The organism is Mesorhizobium oxytropidicola, assembly GCF_056174625.1.
This window is the reverse complement of the sequence record NZ_CM149692.1, coordinates 4,426,428-4,443,247: the sequence shown is the minus strand read 5'-3', so window position 1 is coordinate 4,443,247 and position 16,820 is coordinate 4,426,428. Positions and strand designations below refer to the sequence as shown.

At 58.1% G+C, this 16,820-nt stretch carries 19 protein-coding genes and 4 pseudogenes; 12 read left to right on the top strand and 11 right to left on the bottom strand.

Annotation, left to right across the window (positions count from 1 at the left end):
* Window positions 1-3 precede the first annotated feature (3 nt).
* From AC0V8S_RS22135 to AC0V8S_RS22125, 3 genes and pseudogenes are all read left to right on the top strand, one after another.
* Window positions 4-906, top strand: coding sequence for a magnesium transporter CorA family protein (locus tag AC0V8S_RS22135; RefSeq protein WP_475438674.1), 903 nt, complete (start codon window positions 4-6; stop codon window positions 904-906).
* A 241-nt stretch (window positions 907-1,147) separates the two neighbouring features.
* Window positions 1,148-1,956 (top strand): annotated as a pseudogene (locus AC0V8S_RS22130) (PRC-barrel domain-containing protein).
* 276 nt (window positions 1,957-2,232) lie between these two features.
* Window positions 2,233-2,538, top strand: a complete 306-nt coding sequence (locus AC0V8S_RS22125) for a GlsB/YeaQ/YmgE family stress response membrane protein (protein ID WP_475433375.1) — start codon at window positions 2,233-2,235, stop codon at window positions 2,536-2,538.
* 31 nt (window positions 2,539-2,569) lie between these two features.
* On the opposite strand, the pseudogene arr reads toward AC0V8S_RS22125, so the two are convergent.
* Window positions 2,570-2,918 (bottom strand): annotated as a pseudogene (arr, locus tag AC0V8S_RS22120) (NAD(+)--rifampin ADP-ribosyltransferase); the annotation flags it as partial.
* A 100-nt stretch (window positions 2,919-3,018) separates the two neighbouring features.
* Between arr and AC0V8S_RS22115 the strand changes: the two are divergent.
* Together AC0V8S_RS22115 and AC0V8S_RS22110 are read left to right on the top strand one after the other, a co-directional pair.
* Window positions 3,019-3,162, top strand: a pseudogene (locus AC0V8S_RS22115) (histidine kinase); the annotation flags it as partial.
* Window positions 3,163-3,203: 41 nt separating this feature from the next.
* Window positions 3,204-3,392 carry a hypothetical protein gene (locus AC0V8S_RS22110; protein ID WP_475433373.1) on the top strand — a complete coding sequence of 63 codons (189 nt, stop codon included), beginning with the start codon at window positions 3,204-3,206 and terminating at the stop codon, window positions 3,390-3,392.
* A gap of 2 nt (window positions 3,393-3,394) precedes the next feature.
* On the opposite strand, the gene AC0V8S_RS22105 is transcribed toward AC0V8S_RS22110, so the two are convergent.
* Window positions 3,395-3,646 carry a hypothetical protein gene (locus AC0V8S_RS22105; RefSeq protein WP_475433371.1) on the bottom strand — a complete coding sequence of 84 codons (252 nt, stop codon included), beginning with the start codon at window positions 3,644-3,646 and terminating at the stop codon, window positions 3,395-3,397.
* A gap of 121 nt (window positions 3,647-3,767) precedes the next feature.
* On the opposite strand from AC0V8S_RS22105, the gene AC0V8S_RS22100 reads away from it, so the two are divergent.
* Window positions 3,768-4,007, top strand: a complete 240-nt coding sequence (locus tag AC0V8S_RS22100; protein ID WP_475433369.1) for a hypothetical protein — start codon at window positions 3,768-3,770, stop codon at window positions 4,005-4,007.
* A 644-nt stretch (window positions 4,008-4,651) separates the two neighbouring features.
* On the opposite strand, the gene AC0V8S_RS22095 is transcribed toward AC0V8S_RS22100, so the two are convergent.
* Both AC0V8S_RS22095 and AC0V8S_RS22090 read right to left on the bottom strand, forming a co-directional pair.
* Window positions 4,652-5,185 carry a PRC-barrel domain-containing protein gene (locus AC0V8S_RS22095; RefSeq protein ID WP_475433367.1) on the bottom strand — a complete coding sequence of 178 codons (534 nt, stop codon included), beginning with the start codon at window positions 5,183-5,185 and terminating at the stop codon, window positions 4,652-4,654.
* Window positions 5,131-5,544: a PRC-barrel domain-containing protein gene (locus AC0V8S_RS22090; RefSeq protein WP_475433365.1), complete on the bottom strand. Its 414-nt coding sequence runs from the start codon at window positions 5,542-5,544 to the stop codon at window positions 5,131-5,133. The genes AC0V8S_RS22095 and AC0V8S_RS22090 overlap by 55 nt, the downstream gene beginning before the upstream one ends.
* Before the next feature lie 283 nt (window positions 5,545-5,827).
* On the opposite strand from AC0V8S_RS22090, the gene AC0V8S_RS22085 reads away from it, so the two are divergent.
* The 3 genes from AC0V8S_RS22085 to AC0V8S_RS22075 all read left to right on the top strand — a co-directional run bounded on the left by AC0V8S_RS22085 (window position 5,828) and on the right by AC0V8S_RS22075 (window position 7,211).
* Window positions 5,828-6,106: a GlsB/YeaQ/YmgE family stress response membrane protein gene (locus AC0V8S_RS22085; protein WP_475433363.1), complete on the top strand. Its 279-nt coding sequence runs from the start codon at window positions 5,828-5,830 to the stop codon at window positions 6,104-6,106.
* A 147-nt stretch (window positions 6,107-6,253) separates the two neighbouring features.
* The gene (locus AC0V8S_RS22080) at window positions 6,254-6,517 is read left to right on the top strand and encodes a YMGG-like glycine zipper-containing protein (RefSeq protein WP_475433361.1); all 264 of its coding nucleotides are present in this window, start codon (window positions 6,254-6,256) and stop codon (window positions 6,515-6,517) included.
* A gap of 55 nt (window positions 6,518-6,572) precedes the next feature.
* Window positions 6,573-7,211 carry an outer-membrane lipoprotein carrier protein LolA gene (locus AC0V8S_RS22075; protein WP_475433359.1) on the top strand — a complete coding sequence of 213 codons (639 nt, stop codon included), beginning with the start codon at window positions 6,573-6,575 and terminating at the stop codon, window positions 7,209-7,211.
* Between the two features lie 1,039 nt (window positions 7,212-8,250).
* On the opposite strand, the gene AC0V8S_RS22070 is transcribed toward AC0V8S_RS22075, so the two are convergent.
* The 3 genes from AC0V8S_RS22070 to AC0V8S_RS22060 form a co-directional block, all read right to left on the bottom strand.
* Complete coding sequence (locus AC0V8S_RS22070) at window positions 8,251-8,727, bottom strand: Hsp20 family protein (protein WP_475433357.1); 477 nt, start codon at window positions 8,725-8,727, stop codon at window positions 8,251-8,253.
* Between the two features lie 752 nt (window positions 8,728-9,479).
* Window positions 9,480-9,983, bottom strand: coding sequence for a hypothetical protein (locus AC0V8S_RS22065; protein ID WP_475433355.1), 504 nt, complete (start codon window positions 9,981-9,983; stop codon window positions 9,480-9,482).
* 85 nt (window positions 9,984-10,068) lie between these two features.
* Window positions 10,069-10,473 carry a host attachment family protein gene (locus tag AC0V8S_RS22060; RefSeq protein WP_475438673.1) on the bottom strand — a complete coding sequence of 135 codons (405 nt, stop codon included), beginning with the start codon at window positions 10,471-10,473 and terminating at the stop codon, window positions 10,069-10,071.
* 290 nt (window positions 10,474-10,763) lie between these two features.
* Between AC0V8S_RS22060 and AC0V8S_RS22055 the strand changes: the two genes are divergently transcribed.
* Window positions 10,764-11,246 (top strand): DUF982 domain-containing protein, encoded by a 483-nt coding sequence (locus AC0V8S_RS22055; protein ID WP_183448016.1) that lies wholly within the window; start codon window positions 10,764-10,766, stop codon window positions 11,244-11,246.
* A 530-nt stretch (window positions 11,247-11,776) separates the two neighbouring features.
* A pseudogene (locus tag AC0V8S_RS22050) lies at window positions 11,777-12,786 on the top strand (sensor histidine kinase).
* Window positions 12,787-12,880: 94 nt separating this feature from the next.
* Here the strand turns inward: AC0V8S_RS22050 and AC0V8S_RS22045 are convergent.
* The 3 genes from AC0V8S_RS22045 to AC0V8S_RS22035 form a co-directional block, all read right to left on the bottom strand.
* Window positions 12,881-13,213 (bottom strand): response regulator, encoded by a 333-nt coding sequence (locus AC0V8S_RS22045; RefSeq protein ID WP_475433352.1) that lies wholly within the window; start codon window positions 13,211-13,213, stop codon window positions 12,881-12,883.
* Window positions 13,098-13,703 (bottom strand): helix-turn-helix domain-containing protein, encoded by a 606-nt coding sequence (locus AC0V8S_RS22040; protein WP_475433350.1) that lies wholly within the window; start codon window positions 13,701-13,703, stop codon window positions 13,098-13,100. Before AC0V8S_RS22040 ends, AC0V8S_RS22045 begins: the two co-directional genes overlap by 116 nt.
* A gap of 165 nt (window positions 13,704-13,868) precedes the next feature.
* Window positions 13,869-14,099 carry a hypothetical protein gene (locus tag AC0V8S_RS22035; RefSeq protein ID WP_475433348.1) on the bottom strand — a complete coding sequence of 77 codons (231 nt, stop codon included), beginning with the start codon at window positions 14,097-14,099 and terminating at the stop codon, window positions 13,869-13,871.
* A gap of 133 nt (window positions 14,100-14,232) precedes the next feature.
* Between AC0V8S_RS22035 and AC0V8S_RS22030 the strand changes: the two genes are divergently transcribed.
* The gene (locus tag AC0V8S_RS22030) at window positions 14,233-14,649 is read left to right on the top strand and encodes a hypothetical protein (RefSeq protein WP_475433347.1); all 417 of its coding nucleotides are present in this window, start codon (window positions 14,233-14,235) and stop codon (window positions 14,647-14,649) included.
* Window positions 14,650-15,715: 1,066 nt separating this feature from the next.
* On the opposite strand, the gene AC0V8S_RS22025 is transcribed toward AC0V8S_RS22030, so the two are convergent.
* Window positions 15,716-16,804, bottom strand: a complete 1,089-nt coding sequence (locus tag AC0V8S_RS22025) for a L,D-transpeptidase family protein (protein ID WP_475433345.1) — start codon at window positions 16,802-16,804, stop codon at window positions 15,716-15,718.
* Between the last annotated feature and the right edge of the window lie 16 nt (window positions 16,805-16,820).

The following is a 16,820-nucleotide window of genomic DNA, read 5'->3' as shown; positions in this document are numbered from 1 at the left end:
GCTCTGGCTGGATTTTATCGACCCGACACGGCCGAGGTTAAAGAGGTCGAGGGGCTGGCCGGCGTTGCGCTCCCAAGCCGGGAAAATCTCAGCGAGATCGAAAGTTCCAGCCGACTAAAAGCCCGCGATGGCGTTCTTACCATGAGCGTTCCGATAGTCACCCATGTCGAAGGCGGCCCGCCGCTGGTTGCTCCCCTCGGCTTCGTGCTGTCGCGCGACCGCTTGATCACCGTTCGCTTCTCGGCTTTGCCGGCCTTTGACGCGGTTGCTGGGCGCTTCACCGATTCGGGCGAGCCGCCGACCTCGAGCCTTGAGGTGTTCCTCGATCTCTGCGATGAGCTTGTCGACCGCCTCGCCGACGGCCTTGAGCAGGCAGCGACTGACCTGCGCGCCCTCTCTGCAACCGCCTTTCACGTCCCGGATAGTCAAGGCCGCAAGGCCATCCGCTCAAACAATGTCATTCGAGCCCAGCTCCGCCATGTCGGCAGGCTGGGTGACGCTCTCTCGGAAAAGCGCGATGCGTTGCTTGCCCTTGGACGCGCCATCGATTTCGCATGCGGGATGACCGCAGGCTGGGGCGATGGAGAACTCGCGTCGCGAATGAACGGCCTTAAGCTCGACGTAGCGTCGCTCGACAATTACGAGGTTCATCTCTCCGACAAGGTGCAGTTCCTCCTTGATGCCATGGTTGGATTGATTGGCATCGCGCAAAACGACATCTTCAAAATCCTCACCATCGTCTCGATCGTCGGCATTCCTCCCACCCTAGCGGCGAGCATCTACGGCATGAATTTCAAGCACATGCCCGAATACGACTGGGCCTTCGGCTATCCCTATGGTTTGGGGATGATCGCTCTCAGCGCAATTATTCCGCTGGCGTGGTTCAAATGGCGGGGTTGGTTCTAGGAGTCGTCGTCCATTCATGCGGAGGGAGTGGCTAGACTAGCCCCGAACCCGATCTGGCGTGGTTTGAGGATGTCCCCCCGCGTGACACGGCGGAGCCAGCCAGAAAATGTTGTGTCACTCAATCATTAAGCGGCCGGAACCGAAATGCATTCGGTCCGTTGTTTCAGGCTGATACAAATGTCTTGCGGTAGATTCCCACGTTTGCGTGCTCCCAGCACGAAATCAAAGGAAACGGCCGCCCATGGGGAATTTCAATGAAATTGGTTTGGATCGCGGCGCCGGTGGCGTTGTTGCTGGAGCTTGGCGTCCAACCGGCGTTCGCCGTCTGTAACATTTCCGATGCCAAGCTCGAAGAGGCTGTCCTCAAGAGCCCTGAATTGCGCAATCCGGAAAATCGCTATCTCGTTCGTGACCTGCGAACCCTTAGGGATGCCGCGTTCCTGTTGTGGTCGTATGGCCTACAGGACGATTGCGAACGCCTGCTCGCCAATATCCGACAACTGATTGCCGCGCCATCAATGGCGAAGCTTGGGGGGAACGACGAGGACCTGGCCGATGAACAGGTGGCCGCCGAAGAACCACAGCGACATCAGGGGGGGTAAAGTTCAGGGCAATCGCGATGCTCCAGGCGCAAGTCCTCTCATCAATATCGACGACCTTGGACCCGGTCTGCGTGTCGACGAGATCGTCGGCTCCGAGGTTCGCAGTTCAGACGACAAGATCGTTGGCGAAGTTCGCAACGTCGTAATTGGAACCAAGGACCGATGGGACTACGCAGTCATTGCCTCGGGCGGCTTTTTCATCGCCGGCAAAGACAGCATCGTCGTCCCGCTTCGGTATATGCAGGTCAATCAGGAGCGGAACAGCTTTTACCTTCGCATCTCCAGTGCCGATGTGAAGGCCGTTCCGTTGATGCCCGACCAGGAATATCTGTGGCTGGCAGATGAAGCATGGCGAGCGAAGAACGATGCGATCTTTCAGAAGCTAATCCCTGACCCAGTTCGATACGGCACTCCCGCGGCTCAGCAACCCACCACTAAAGTTCAGTGACCGGTGGATAGCGCTTGTCAACTTTGTGGCGATAAGCGGCAGCCCAGCATTTGTCAGGTTGGATCAGATTGCATCTCATCATGTTCGAGACTGGAACTCGCAACAGGAGTGGGTAGTGGTTGCAACTGGTGACCATGCTAACGAGAAATTGCTTGGTCGCCGCCGCTCAGCGGTCGCGTCGAACCACCGACGTGTGGGAATAGGGGATCGGCTAAGAACTAGTCGCCGGTTTAGACACCAATCGCACTGCGAAAACGAGGATCGGGAGGAACCACCATGCATCTGACGAACGAGAGCATCATAGTTATATTGGTAGTCGGCCTCGTTGCCGGATGGCTGGCCGGCAAGATTGTGCGGGGGGCCGGTTTTGGTCTGATCGGGGACATCGCAATCGGAATCGTCGGAGCGTTCATCGGGGACTGGCTGCTGCCCCGCTTAGGCGTCCATCTCGGGAGCGGAACGATCAGCTTGATCGTCAATGCCACCGTCGGCGCGATTGTACTTCTCCTAATAATCCGATTGGTTGCCGGTGGCGGTCGTTTCGGGGGCGGTTGGAGGGGTCGATCTGGTCGGTGGCGGTAGCCCGGTTCCGAACCATCGTTCCAAAGGACGGCTGCTCAGGTGCGTGTGCCTGCCACTTCGTCACTTCGGCAATAATCCGGAGCGGATCGCGGGAGCGATAGGATAGCGTCGGGTTGCCGGGAAACTTCTTGTCCGTCAGGTTGGGATCGTCCACGAACGGCCCAGTCGGCTCGACGACATAAATCCGTTCCGGCCCACCGCCCGTCGCGAGCTCGGCGCCCCATATTGCAGCGTCCAAAGTCCCGCGAAATATACTCGGGACAACGGCTTATCTTCGGTAAAATTGGATTGGTACCCGACGGCAAACATGTCGCCTGGGTTGAGGTCGGCCCGCGTCCCGTGGAAAAACGATTGAGAAATATGGTGGCGGAAGCTGACATTGGCTCGTGGCTCCTTTTTTCGGCGAATGAAAGCCACCCAGATTGCAAGAGCCCCGGGCTGACGCAAGCCGATCTCGAGATGGAAAATGCGCCGCGCAGGCTGGACGATGGCGACAAGAGCATATTCGCCTGGTAACCGACGTCATGCCCGGGCCGATGCGCGACAAAAGGACGCCCTGATCCGCGAAAAGCGATCCTGATGCAGGAGGTCCAGCATCGGGTCGCCAACAGCCTTCAAATCGTGTAACAACCACCGTTTTTGCCGCCAGCAGGAAAGTCGCGCAGATGGCCTATTCAGTTATTTGGTACGGGAAAGAAGGCATCATAGAACAGACGCCTTTCGATGCCGAGAAAGAGGCGCGAGATTTTGCGCTGGCCAGCTTCGCTGAGCGGCAGCGCAATGACGGCATCGTGGCCGTCGAAGTTCGCAAAGCGGACGGCGAGGTTGTATTTAGCAAGGCCGGCGGCAAATAGGGTTACATCTGGTCGTCCTCTTGTCCGTTCTGGTGCAGATTCGCGTTTGAGGCGCCAACATCAGATCCACCTTCGCTGAACGAGCCCATCTGGATCATCATCGCTCGTGCTGTCTCAATGATCTTCCCGTCCTCACGCGAACTGCCGGGCGGACGGCTGGCTAAAATGACAGACACCAACTCCCCACCTTCCCCGAAAAAGTCGACCTTTGGCGCACCGTTTACGTACGACACACGAGTTTCGATCAGTTGCATCCGGTCTCCTTAGGTCACAGGATTTCGCAGAGCGGGGAACGGTTCTGTATCTAAATATCAATGACTGGAAGCGAGGCACGAGCGGTCACGGCCCTCAACGACAACGGGGGAGGTAATCGCCATGGCCGGGACACCCTTTGTCCTCAGTCCCAATGCGGTGCAGTATCTCGGGATCGCCTTCCACGAACTCGCGACCAACTCGGCCAAGCACGGTGTGCTGCCAGGCGATGACGGCGAGATCTCGGTTACATGGAACATCACTGGTTCCGGTGCTTCGAGGCTGTTTGAACCGACCTGGGCCGAACAGATGGTCCGCGAATCCAGACGATCGGACATGGCGGTTTTGGACCCGTGGTGCTGAAGCGGGTTGCGCCCACGGCAGTTGGTGGGCATGGAAATCTCGAGTACGGCGCATGGGGTTACTTGGAGCAGAGAAGCGCCGCTGGCTGCCGTGGAAGCCTCTGTTGCCAATGGAGCTTAGAAACCCGCAGGCCGCGTTCTACAATACGCCGAGTTCGGCGAACGGCGTAGCGTATGTCGCGTTTCACGGATTATAATCGCAGTAAAACCCGGATAGGCGCCGCAGTCACGGTCGTGGATGGCAGAAGGAACGCCCCTCACCACTCGGCAACGATTTGGCCGAACTGCTCTGCGAGCAAACACAACCGCGATTGAAACGCCCGCAACGGCATCTCGATTGCGGCTCCCATTTCACGCCCGAGTTTTGCCGCCTAAGGAGAGGATTGCTGTCGCCCGAAATCCTTGAGACTTGTCCGGACCGGCCGTCCGTCCAGCCCAGCGAGCCACCAAGGCCGCCCCCAGCAGCCCTGCACATCGCTCTGAGCACCGATGGATGGACCTTCTCGACACCGCCGCTGCGTGCAGCCGGTAAGAACCTGAACGTCCTACGTTCAGCCGATCGGCAGATCGAGAAATCTCGTCCAGTGATCAGCTACTCGGATTGTCAGATCGCGCATACACGATCGAAAACAGTGTGGCCCGCGCCTAAACAGCGCGGGCCACGTGGGGGTCTACTCGGGCAACAATTATCCGCTGTTTGTCGCGATTCTGCGCGTAGGTGCCCTTGTCATAGGCAGTCTGCGCCTCAAGCTGAGCCTTGGTGAAATTGGTGTAGAGATATCGGTTTCCGTCCTTGTCGGATAGGAACTTCAATTTGTCGAGGCCGACAGCCACCTGTTTTTCGCCCATGCCGAGGAATCCGCCCACGTCGACGACGACGGCATCGACCTTCTTGTCGCCGCTCAGGACGACATCTCCAATCTCGCCTACTTTTGCATCGTCGGCGCCGTAGACCGTGGTGCCGATGAAATCCTTGGTGCTGATTTTATCCATCGGCATCTCGGTCAGCGAAGACTTGTCGATTGCCGCAGTGGCCGTGTTGTCGGTCGTGGCTGGAGCCGCTTCATTGTTGGCCGTGGTAGCCGCGACATTGGGGTTCGAGGCCGCTGCGGTGTCGTAGACCTTCAGGTCAAAATCCTTTTGCGCTTGAAGGTCTTCCTTGGTGGTCTTCGCGACCAACCAGCGCTCACCCTTCTTCTCGACCCACTCGGCTTTGCTGAAATCGTAGGCGACGTTCTTTCCCCCAGGCCCAGGAAGCCGCCCACGCCGATGATGATGTACTTGGCTTTGCCGTCCTTGGAGAGGACGATGTCTTTGACATCACCGATCTTCGCGGCATCGTCTGCAGCGCTATCATAGACGTCGGCGCCTATGATCTTGGTGACGAGGCTGCCGTCTACAACGGCCGCCGGCGCTGTCGCCGCAGTGGTCGTAGCGGCGGCAGGTTTGGTGGCATCTTCAGCGGCGGCCCCCGAGACCCACAGGCCAGACGAAAGCAGGGTTGCAACAGCGGTGGTAGCCAAAAGTTTGCTGATCATGGTACGTTTCCTTTGTGCGTTAGTGTTGATGCACGCCGCGTTCGGCCGAACCGTTGCAGGGAGGCTGAGCGCGGCACAGTTTGCTATCTCACAACGGGCCGCACGAAGCGAAGTTCCCCTTGGAATTCGGAAGGCGCCTGAGAGGCGCTGACCGACCGAGAGTCGATTAAGCTGCTGCGATTCCGCAATTTTTTCGAGCTCGCACGCGCCTTTATCGCGGGACCTTAATGGCTCCTGGACGTTTCCTCGTCGACCAATTGCGGTTCGCGGAAAGGGGAAAACTATGCAGAATCCTGGCGTTGGCTGGCTGGCAGCGATCATCATCGGCGGCATTGCCGGATGGCTCGCCGAGATGTTCATGAAGAGCAACATGGGCGTGGTCATGAACATCATTTTGGGGATTGTGGGAGCGATTGTCGCCAACCTGATCCTTAGCGTGCTTGGCATATCGTTGGCAGGCTGGCTCGGCTATCTGGTCGCCGGCTTCATCGGCGCGTGTAATCGCGGTGGCCCGAGCGATAAAACGCTGATCTGCGACCTATTGCGGTCAAACTCAACCTGAGCCCTTCGCCGACGAAGGGCTGAGGTGCCTTAGGCTATACAGTCCGCCCTGGAGACGAGCCATTCCATTGAAGGCAACACGGCCATGGATCGAAAAACCCCTTGGCGCATTTATTCTCCGGCCAATTAAGGCTTGAGGAGAGAACCCATGAAAAAGACACTGCTCATTTTGAGCCTGCTCATTCCGCTCGCAGCATGTTCCCGTACGGAACAAGGCGCTGCCGTCGGCGGCTTGGGAGGTGCCGCGATCGGTGCCGCTGTGGCCGGCGATCCGGTACAAGGTGCTGTCGTTGGTGGTGCAGTCGGCGCGATCGCCGGTGCGGTGATCGGGCACGCCAGTGAGGCCGGCCAGTGCCGGTATCGCGATCGTAATGGGCGCGTTTACATTGCCCGGTGTCCGGACGGCTACTGAATAAAGGCGCGTGATCTGTTGCGATCACGCGCCTTCACCAAGGGAGGACAATTGGATGGCCTATAAAGTCAAAACACTGTTCGGTCTCTGCTTCGTCCTTCTCAGCGCTGCCGCGATCAACGTCGAACTTATGCCGGCGCTTTCGGCCGCACCAATCGCAGCGCAGGCGATCGCCGATCACTTCTCATCGGTAAAATCCATGTCCGGCGACTTTGTTCAGTCGGGCCCGAAGGGAGAAAAAACCAGTGGCAGGTTTTTTCTCAAGCGCCCAGGCAAGATCCGATTTAACTTTGCCGGCCAATCAGGGGTTACCGTAATTGCCGACGGCAAATCGGTGGTCGTTTACAATAAGAAGCTTAAGACATCGCGCCTGTATTCGCTCTCGAAGACGCCGCTCAAGCTGTTACTCGACAACAAGGTCGACTTCTCTGGCAGACACCTCAAAAGCATCAAAGAAGAAAGAGATCTGATAATTATTAAGCTGGTTGACAAGTCAGCCTATGGCAATTCAAATATTTCGATGATGTTTGACAGAAAATCACTCGATTTACGAAAATGGAGCCTTACCGACGAGAAGGGACTAACCACAACGGTGACTATCTTCAATGTGAAACTGGGCGTTCCAGTTGCCGAAGGAACCTTCACTATCGATTACGCGGCAAACCGGGAGTACAACACCGCCAAGTCGCGTTGAAGCCGGTGATCGAATTCTCCGGCGCAATGCCACTCCGGAGAGACGGCGGACGAATCGCATCGCTTTGGCCCCCATAACCGCAGCGCTAGTTATCCGGGCGAGAGCCCCGCGCGCGGGCTGCACCTTGGGCAAGGGGTCAAGCAAACGCCAAATGCGTACAGCCAAGCTTCGCAAATCATCAAGAACGGAACCTTCTCGATCATTTAAGGTTCGGTGTCCGTCTTTCCCCAAGACTGGCAACGACGAACAGCCCGTCTCGGCCACCGCCGAGCCGGGCCTCTGCATGAAACGGAGCCAGTAAGGAAGGTACACGTTTCAAAATCGCCTTCAGCTAGACTGTGAAAGAGCCCGCGCCTCCGGCGGAGAACGCGGGCCTCGATCGAGTGCGGGCCCGATCTCGGCAGACAGCGAGGGGTCGTTATCTGCCGTCGATACGAAATCTTAGCGCCAGCTAATGTTCCGAGTACCGGCGCAAATGGAAGCCGAAGGCCATCAGGCGCGTCAGTGGCCCCACCCCTTCAGACCAATGCCGGCTCGGGGCATACGGTCGCCCCACCACTTCCTCTTGGTGGCGAGATTGCGCCATAGGCCGGACAGGGTGGAGGATCATCGTCGTCATCCCGTCGACGGCGATGCGGCCAAGGGGACCACGTCCTTTGACGTCGCCGACGATAAGGCGTTCCCCACAGCGCGAGCTGCCGATTTTGGCGGTTGTCGTCTAACGCGCTGTCCAGAGCCTTTAGAGCGCGCAGGATGTCGTCGATCGTCGTTATCGTTCCGTCATCCAACTGACGCAGCAAAGGTATGGCGGGAACCGCGCAAGCGTCGGAGGCCCCCGAAGCCAAAAGGGCACGTTTCTCGGTGACACTCGGTTCCGGGTGATTCACGACGTCGTTTGGGATGAGTAATCCCTTGTGGAGCAGTCTTGCACGCCGGTTTTAACAAGAATTCGAATCCGTTTGTCATCTCCATTCTCCGCAAACTGTGCCTCCCGGCTGGACAGGGAGGCGGGACCGCAGTTTGCGCATCTTCCGAGCAGTCAGGCGACCTTGCGCTGCCGCTGCGTATCCTGGCTGATCTGCTGTTGCTGTGCGGGGGCAGCATTGCTCGACGACGCGAGACCAATGCGACGAGGCTTCAATTCGTCGGGGATCTCCCGGACGAGATCCACAGACAGCAGGCCGTTCTCGAGCGTGGCTTTCGCGACTTTCACATAATCCGCCAACTTGAAGACTTGCTTGAAGTTGCGGGTGGCCATGCCGCGGTGCAGGATCTGCCGATAGCTTTCATCGGCCTGCTTTTGGCCGACCACGATCAGTTCCGGCCCGTGCTGGGTAAGCTCGACTTCGTCAGGGCTGAACCCGGCGATGGCCATGGTTATCCGGTAGTCGTGGTCGCCGGTCTTCTCGATATTATAGGGCGGCCAGTCCGAGCGCACGCTGTTGTCGAGCATGTCAAAAAGACGGTCAAAGCCGACCGTGGAGCGATAAAGGGGGGCATAGTCAGAGCTTCTCATAGCCATATCCTCCGTAAAGCAACATGGGTTACAAGCGGCGCTGCGGCGTTACCGCAACGCCAGGTCCGTCGAGCCTAAGCCTCGACGGCAAACGATTTGGGAATGACCAAGAAATCGTTCAAGAGCAGCAACGAACTTTTTTTGCTCGGCTTTCCGGTACGCTAAATTCAAACAAAAGGTCGATTTCAGACAGGCAGCTTGCCATTGAGGCGGGCGACGTAGCCGGCTGAAGCTCTTTACCCTGCCGGCTAGGCCCGAGTTTTGGTCGCTGTTTTGTCTGTATCAGCAGCAGCAGCGACGGCCTCGGTTTTTTGGGCATGGTCCGAAGCGATTTTCAGTAGAGTGGAAGCCGTTTCATCGGGCGTCCACCCCTGCGCTTCTGCGGCAGTCACCAAGGCCGCGAAGGCGGCTTCCAAAGCGACCTCGCAGTTGCCCTCCCTGTCTGGGCTATTCTCAGGCAAGATTGGTGCTTCAACGGCTTGGGACATGCCTCAGAAAGCGGCTTGCCGACGAAAGGTTCCCATCTCTTTCAAGGCTTTCCGCCGCAGCGTTCTTTTCGTATCGGGTGGCACGATGCTCAATCGATCAGGACGATATGGAGGCCGTGGCTGTTGAGACAGCCGCGCACATGACTGACTTTGAAGCCGTCAAAGTCGCGGATCTGATTTGCGATTTTTACTCGAGCTCACGTAATGTCGGCCCGGCAGCCCCGTCTTCCACTAGCGAGGCGCCGGATTTTGGCCAACCAGACGCTAGGAGCGGCTAAGATCAATCCGACTGATCACAATGGTCTTGCCGGTCGCCGGGTCCTTATCGATCGTCGTCAATCGCATCCCATTGTCGCCAACTTTTTCGAGCCTTAGCTGGGCGGCGCGGTCGCCATTGACTTCCTTTGCCCAATGGATACCGAGAACCAGTGCGTTGCCTGAGCGACTGCCACTGAGGCCGGCCGGGCCCGTGCTCGATCCGGTGTATATGCCCGTATAGGTTTTGCCATTCGTCTTCACGTCGGCGCCGATCGCCCGCGAGAAGACCACGTAACCCGTACACTTGCCGTTAAGCGCCAAAGAGCTTTCCGTCGCGTCAGATGCAAATTTGCAGTTGATTTTGATGGGTTGGGAATCGGCGTCGACCTTTACAGTACCTTTGCCAACCCAGTTGCCAGCAAACGATTTCAGAAAGGCGCCGTCAGCGGCCTGTGCAGGTGCTGCAATGCAAAGCATTGCTGCGGCTAGCCATCCAATGGATTTTGTCACGATAAAGTCCTTCATTTCGGTGCAGGCGCGAAAACGATCATAGCGCGGGCGCGATGCAGATTTGAGTTTCTGTCGATGATGCGCCCTAGGCGCTGGCAACTGCCTTCTCTATCTCCTGGGCCGAATGGCCGGTGAGATCCTTGGCGATTTCGCCAATCAGAACGTCCGATAATTTCTGATGATAGTGCTTGCGCAGTTCGCCAAGCGTTCGAGGAGCGGCGATGATGATCAGGTTGGCGATTTGTCTGCCGAGGACCTGTCGGTTGAGCAGATCGGCGGATCCGGCTGCGAAACTGTCCTCCTCGATCTGACTGCTGTCCGGATTGGCGGAGCTGCTCTGATGACGCGCACCGGACCCCTTGTTCTCGTTTGCCACGTCTTCCACGACCGAGGCCGTCAGCTTTGGATGGGCTTCGTCTCCTGAATTGCGGAACAGATTGAGCCTCTCGCCATCGGCCACAGCAACGGTCGCGCCTTTAGGAATATCCATGTGCGAATGTTCTCCGAGATTGCGCCAGCCCTTGGCTATTCGGTTTGGAGGCCTGCTGACGTCAGTCTTAACTCCCCAACCCGCCAATGGATGCTTGTATCTGAGCCTTTCGTCTACGCCCGGCCGACTAGGGGACGCGCCGACCGGCCGCAGCCCCCAAACACCATGGGGCATTGTGGGAACGGCATCAGCTGCCTGACGTTGGACGGACAGGCCGCATTACATGTTGCGCTGGAACGAATGTCGTCGCGCCTCGTTCGCTAAGAGATGGTGGGGACAGGGGTGGCGCGATGCACGATGCTTTTTTCAGGGTTCCAGTAACGATTGAGTTGCCAAATGGAGAACTTCGCCGGTTGTCCAGTGCCTCCGAGGCTGCGATCTTGCTGATGGAGAAGTGGCCGGAAGAGCACGGATCGATATACCGAGACGCGTTGCAGGCCTGCACTGGCTCACTGGCTTCGGAGGACGAGGTGGAGAATGCCCGGCAGGCGTTTTTGGCGGCTGCGGAGGAGGCAGGGCTGACCGTGCAAGGCGTGCACCACAACGAGGACGCTCCATCGCGGCGTTCGGTAGAACAGTTAAAATCGTCATACATCGCCGACGAGAAACGACGGGATCGTGGACACAGAGAGGAGCAAGAAGACTTTCTGATCCGTTTCCTAGCGCGCGAAACCGGGATTACGGAAGCCCAGGCGCGCGAGCTGATCAATATGGTCGGTACTGATCGTGGATCACTGCTGCGAGAGGCCAGAATATTGAAGGCGCAGCGCTGAGACCCCGGAATCTGGCAATGGTCGGGAAGGAATGAGCCGCCTAGGCTGATGATGGGGATGCTGGACAGCCCCACAACCTAGGTAGGGTGGCGTTCAGTGCCTGATGCCGTCGCCGTGCAGCCTCATAGCCGTTTGATTGTTGAATGCAGAGGCCTCTTCGGCTGTGTCGAAACGCGTTGCGATCGCAGTTCCGTCAGGTGCCAGAACGACCGCCATGTATGGGAAGCCGTTCATTGGCGGATGGTAGACTACATATACAGGTTGTGAATTTTTCATCGCCCTTTGTAGAAGGCGCGCAGGCTTTCGCCAAGGAGGCTTGCCCAGGGCCCACATAGCCACTCCTGCGCTAGGATTGGTTGATTTGGAACTGAGGGTGAAACAGCCGTGCCTCAAGTATGGTCAGGGGCGATAAAACTCGCGGCATGATCTGCGGTTTTTTCTCATATGCCGATGAATTGGGCTAATAGAACCGCCAGCCGCTTGTTTATGACGTCACAACCGTTCCTTTTTCGACATCCTTGCGAGTTTCCATGACGACAACCGCGGAAAATCTAAAGCCCCTCCTTTGGGAACCCAAGAACCTGGTCCGAGCCATCGAAGCCGCAGGGGTCGCCCTGTGGTCATGGAACGTGGATAGCGACGCATTGGCAATGGATGACCGAGCCTATGACATGTGGGGCATCCCTCGCACCACAGACGTCAAGTTCGAAGACCTGTCCGCGCACATCCATCCGGCCGACCGCGACCGAGTACGGGCGGCCTTCAACGCCACGCGGGCGATTGTCGGCCCCTATGAGATCGACTTCCGGATCATGATAGGCGACGAACTCAAATGGATCTCCGCCCGCGGTCGAGGCGACGACGAAGGGATCGTCCAGCGGCTGATGTTCGGCATCTTCATTGATGTGACCGGCCGCAAACAGGCGGAAGAAAGCCGCGAGCTTCTCGCCGGCGAAATGAGCCATCGCGTCAAGAACCTGCTGACCATAGCCTCGGGCCTTACTGCCATCACCTCGCGTTCGACGACCACCACCAATGACATGGCGCGCGAGCTTACACAGCGGCTGACTGCTCTGGGCGAGCCCATGATCTGGTGCGGCCGGTGCCTGGCCAGACCGAGGCCGCCTCAGCGCTGCTTGGCGACCTGCTTACGGTACTACTTGCGCCTTATGACGATCTGGGAGCGTTCAGCGGGCGCATTCGAGTGTCGGTACCAAGGATGAGCGTCGGCGAGTCCTCGGCAACTATCCTCGCGCTTATCATTCACGAGCTTGCAACCAACTCTCTCAAATACGGTGCCTTGTCTGCCGAGACGGGGACGCTGGACGTTTCCTGCTCGGCGCATGACGACGACGTCACCATCGTCTGGACAGAAAGTGGCGGACCGCTCGTTGAGGCACCTGCAGGTCCGCCCGGCTACGGCAGCAGATTGGTCGAGCGCAGTGTAACTGGGCATCTGCGCGGCTCGATCGCTTATGACTGGTCAAAACATGGCCTGGTCGTCACGCTGAAAATCCAGCCGCAGCGCCTCGCACAATAACCGCGCGCTCGCCTTCAAAGGCCGAAGCTAGTGATCGAGACCCGGCTGGCAGGCTGGCCATGTCAAGTTGAGACCAGGTCGCGTAAACTTGCCGCTATGGCTGCGTTGTCATACGGCTTGGCATAAACAGACTGCCTTTCGGGAGGTCCGTGACCGACACCGCACGATGGCCTGACGTCGCTACAATTCTGACGGGTGGCCAGCGGTCGCGAACAGCAGCGGCGAGCTTTATGCCATCCATGCTCCCCGGCATGTCGATGTCGGTGAACATGATCTGGATCTGGGCATTGGCCTCGAGCAAGTCGATTGCCTCATCGGCATTGGCAGCCTCCAATACCTCGAAACCCTCGCCGAGCAGGAAATCCACGATGTCCATGCGGATTAGCGGTTCGTCCTCGACAACCAACGCGCAGATGGTAGGCGCCAATGGACCCTCCTGCCAAAATGATGCTGGCGGTCCACAACTCTCTTGCGCCCAGATCGCTCCACAAAAACTTGCAATACGAGCATTTAGCGCCAAGAGCCGAAGGTCGCGGCCTCCTAGCGTCGACGGGCAAGGGATTTGGGCAACGTGATGCTTCGCGTCCGAACCCGCCTGACCTAGGCGGGCTTTTTGTTATTGTCGCTATCAACGCGGTCAATTCCCCTTCGACCCGAGCAAACCACTGATCTAAAAGAGAGCCGATCGGCGGCCCCAGCACTGCATGAATTTGCGCCAAGATGGCGTAGTATGCGAGTTCGACGGTTCGGGGGATGGGGACAGTCCTTTTTTCTCCGCTTTGCCCGCGTTCGTAGTTCTCGATGGACCCTCGGGAAACGCCCAGTGCCGTCGACGCTTCCGTCTGGCTGACTCCAAGGCTGTTGCGCCAAGCTTTAAATTCTTCAGACGTTGAGGCACATTCTCCAGTCAGAGGCACGAGCTTTCCCCTTCGGTAGGTGCCGGGTTTCCAGGCTCCCTGTAACCTCTAGCCGAAGTTAAGGCCAAGGTAATCGGCCCGGCCTTTTATCCTCAGCTTCTACAGCCGAAGTCTATGGCTCGAGCAGGGCAGCGCCGTACTTGGCCCATAACCGCTCGCAGTCAATCAACCTAAGGCTTCGTGTGCCTGATTTCCCATAGAAGACCACCGCGGCGCGACGTCATATCCGAGCACTGAGGCATTTGCGACGAACTGGATTGCCTCTCCGAGGCGGGCGATGGGGAATTTGGCCTCCATTTTGTTGCTGAGGTCGAACACTCCAAGAATTTCCGCGTTGGCATTCCTGGACGACAGTGGCTCAGTCGCAGGTGTACGGCCCAATGCCAGCAGCATCATATTAGTCTCCACTAATATTCAACTACGCACCATACGTTTTGTTCCCGTAGACAATGCAGTCGCGCAGACGAGAGAGATCATTTCATACCCGCACAGAGTTGCCGCCGAAATAGGTGACTTCGTCGACGAACTCATGATCCCAAACGTCACGCAGGCGGCGCGGCAAGAATTGACAGCCCTGTGCAGGGACGGGTTGCTTGAGTTATCCCTGACCTCTGTCGGCCTGCTATTCGAGCCGGAATTCAAGCAAACGCGCATCAGCCTCATTGATGAGGCCGCTGTCGACTGCAGCTTCGAACGCCTTCGCGAAATACTCGTCATCCGCGGCTTGGTGAACTTGGCCTGCAAGATCGATTGGCAGTGCGCCGATCACCCGACCAGTTGCCTTCTCGATAACCGTGACGGTCCGTTGCATCGATCAAGGGTTTTTGACAGTGTCGTCAACTGCGTTCGCCGTCGATTTAACGTCCCTACCGACGCCTCGGACTGTGTTGGCGCAAGCGGAAAGAGCCAGGGCGCAGGCAAGGATAGCGATAGGGGCAAGGTGTAACAGTTTCATGGCGATGTCTCCTCTTTATGAGGTAACCCTCGGATGCCCATCAAGTTCCAATGAAATAGAGGGATCAGCCGGAAAGCCCGAGCTAGGGTCCCAGCGGTTCGGCTTCCGCACCCAACTTACCTCCAGTGCACGCCTAAAAGCATTGCACCGGTCCACGAGTGGGTGCTGAGCAACGCGCCATCGTAATGCTTGTTCCCGCAAAACGGCCGCGATCTAGACAAGTGCGGAGCGGTCAACTTCCGGTTTATTTAACGGTGCACGGCGGCGGCGGGCGGATTGCGATGCCGAGCCTGAGTCATAATCTCTGTATGAGACTGCCCGCTAACGTCCTGGGAGGCGCCACCGGCATGGTGGAGAAGTTGCCTCGAAGGTTCAGCCGTAATGCAGTTTTGGCTTCGTCTCGATACTATTGAACTGGACTCCCGACTCGATCATTCCGGCGCCAGCGCAGTTCGCAACGATAAGCAATACCGTCGGTCGCCGCGTATAGGAGGAAGCGTTCCGGTATTCTCGCGTCGGGTGCAACTCGCAGCTCGGCGCCGTTGGCGTGCTGGTTCTTGATCGAACACCTGATTTCTGAATTCTGTATGCCGGTGATTATCGTTGCGCCTTTCAGCACACGTTGGCGGTGCTGGCGACGTTGCTCATAATTGGGTTGATCGGCCGACATTTCGATCAACGAAGCAGGCACTCATTTGATCCCTTTCATTGCGACGACAGGTTAACCAACCCGGCGAGTCAGGGGGGTCAAATGGCCAGCCGATCCGCTCGAGTGAAGGCCCCGATATCCCGGCCGAATTGAGCAATTTTCGACAAGCTCAGCAATTTACCGCAAATGCCCGGACCCCCTCAGACCGTGGAGAACAGCAATCCCCGCACCGGAAGGTAACCCGTTTTGGAAGGAGCGAAGCACCCATGGGCGCAGCCCGATATTCATCAACCTGGAGAAGCTGGGGACGCCGGCTGTGATGAAGGATCGACACCCATCCGGGGCTCTGCATGTTCCTCGACATCCGGCAGATAAAGTCGAAGTCTACGGCCGGATTCTCCTCGCCGCTCACAGGAACTGGACTGGCACGCCGCGACTGAGAAGCTTGCCAAGTCCCTGGGCATCCCAATTCGTCAGGCGAACACAGCCATGCGAGCCGGTCTTGTCGATACGGGCGGGCTCGGGCGTCCCGTGGATACCGAAGCTCGGTTCAGACAGGTCGATCCACACCGTGCCGACGGGACCATTGGGGCCAGGCGGAAGGGTCAGGACCTTATCGTTGTTGCCCTGTTTGAAATTGAGCTTGGGATTGTAGGTGTAGCTCGGGTTCGAAACTACCGCCCTGACCGTATGTGTTCCGGACGGCGATGGGTTCTCCTCACTGCCAATTGTGGCGGGAAAGGCCGCCAGGAGTGAGCCGTCTTCCGCATAGGCGCGAACCTGGCCTTCGGCCTTGTCCACTTCGAGCCTGACAGCTTTCCCGCGCTTGCCTGAGCCGAGATCGGCCACGGAAATAGTTTCGCCCTCGGCGAAGGTCGCGCCCGGATTGAGTGACGTTAGAAAATCCTCGTCCATGTGGAAGCGCTCGGCCAGGGCCTCGCTTGGACGGGCATAGCCGAGATACGTCATCTCGGCCATTTTGGCGTAGTCCTTCGGAATGGCACCCACCACCGTGGAAAGATCGTCCGCCGTGACGACGTAGCTGCCGATCACCTGCTTGTCCGCGTCTATGGCGGCGATGACCTGGGGTCCAATCTTTCCGTCGACCGGAAGGCCACGCATCACTTCAAAGGCTGCGATGGCGTGCCGCAGGTTGCCCCCATCAAGACCGTCAATCACTCCTGGCGACGCCCCTGCCCTGTCCAGCAATACCTGCAGGCGGGCAATGGATGGTGAGGGCGTGTCGCTCACGGCGGCCGTGGTGAATTCCGTTGAAGGGGCGGCGGCACCGACATTGAACGTGCTACCGGTGGTCAGCGGATCGATCTTCGAATCCGGGGGCACATACGTCGGCGAAATTGCATCGAGGGGCGCTGCGTTGATGGTATCGGGGGTAAGCAATGACGCGGCATGAGCCGGTGAGATGACCAATGTTGCCGTGCCAGTGCCAAGCGCCGTGCTGAAGGTGAGTGCAAGTAGACTGAGGCCGCGACGCATGTGGAGTGCTCCTGGC

Bases quoted from the DNA above. Each gene is read 5' to 3' on its own strand.
- AC0V8S_RS22125 (WP_475433375.1), top strand. From the start codon at position 2,233: ATGCATCTGACGAACGAGAGCATCATAGTTATATTGGTAGTCGGCCTC.
- AC0V8S_RS22110 (WP_475433373.1), top strand. From the start codon at position 3,204: ATGGCCTATTCAGTTATTTGGTACGGGAAAGAAGGCATCATAGAACAG.
- AC0V8S_RS22105 (WP_475433371.1), bottom strand. From the start codon at position 3,646: ATGCAACTGATCGAAACTCGTGTGTCGTACGTAAACGGTGCGCCAAAG.
- AC0V8S_RS22100 (WP_475433369.1), top strand. From the start codon at position 3,768: ATGGCCGGGACACCCTTTGTCCTCAGTCCCAATGCGGTGCAGTATCTC.
- AC0V8S_RS22090 (WP_475433365.1), bottom strand. From the start codon at position 5,544: ATGATCAGCAAACTTTTGGCTACCACCGCTGTTGCAACCCTGCTTTCG.
- AC0V8S_RS22085 (WP_475433363.1), top strand. From the start codon at position 5,828: ATGCAGAATCCTGGCGTTGGCTGGCTGGCAGCGATCATCATCGGCGGC.
- AC0V8S_RS22080 (WP_475433361.1), top strand. From the start codon at position 6,254: ATGAAAAAGACACTGCTCATTTTGAGCCTGCTCATTCCGCTCGCAGCA.
- AC0V8S_RS22075 (WP_475433359.1), top strand. From the start codon at position 6,573: ATGGCCTATAAAGTCAAAACACTGTTCGGTCTCTGCTTCGTCCTTCTC.
- AC0V8S_RS22070 (WP_475433357.1), bottom strand. From the start codon at position 8,727: ATGAGAAGCTCTGACTATGCCCCCCTTTATCGCTCCACGGTCGGCTTT.
- AC0V8S_RS22060 (WP_475438673.1), bottom strand. From the start codon at position 10,473: ATGGATATTCCTAAAGGCGCGACCGTTGCTGTGGCCGATGGCGAGAGG.
- AC0V8S_RS22055 (WP_183448016.1), top strand. From the start codon at position 10,764: ATGCACGATGCTTTTTTCAGGGTTCCAGTAACGATTGAGTTGCCAAAT.
- AC0V8S_RS22035 (WP_475433348.1), bottom strand. From the start codon at position 14,099: ATGATGCTGCTGGCATTGGGCCGTACACCTGCGACTGAGCCACTGTCG.
- AC0V8S_RS22030 (WP_475433347.1), top strand. From the start codon at position 14,233: ATGATCCCAAACGTCACGCAGGCGGCGCGGCAAGAATTGACAGCCCTG.
- AC0V8S_RS22025 (WP_475433345.1), bottom strand. From the start codon at position 16,804: ATGCGTCGCGGCCTCAGTCTACTTGCACTCACCTTCAGCACGGCGCTT.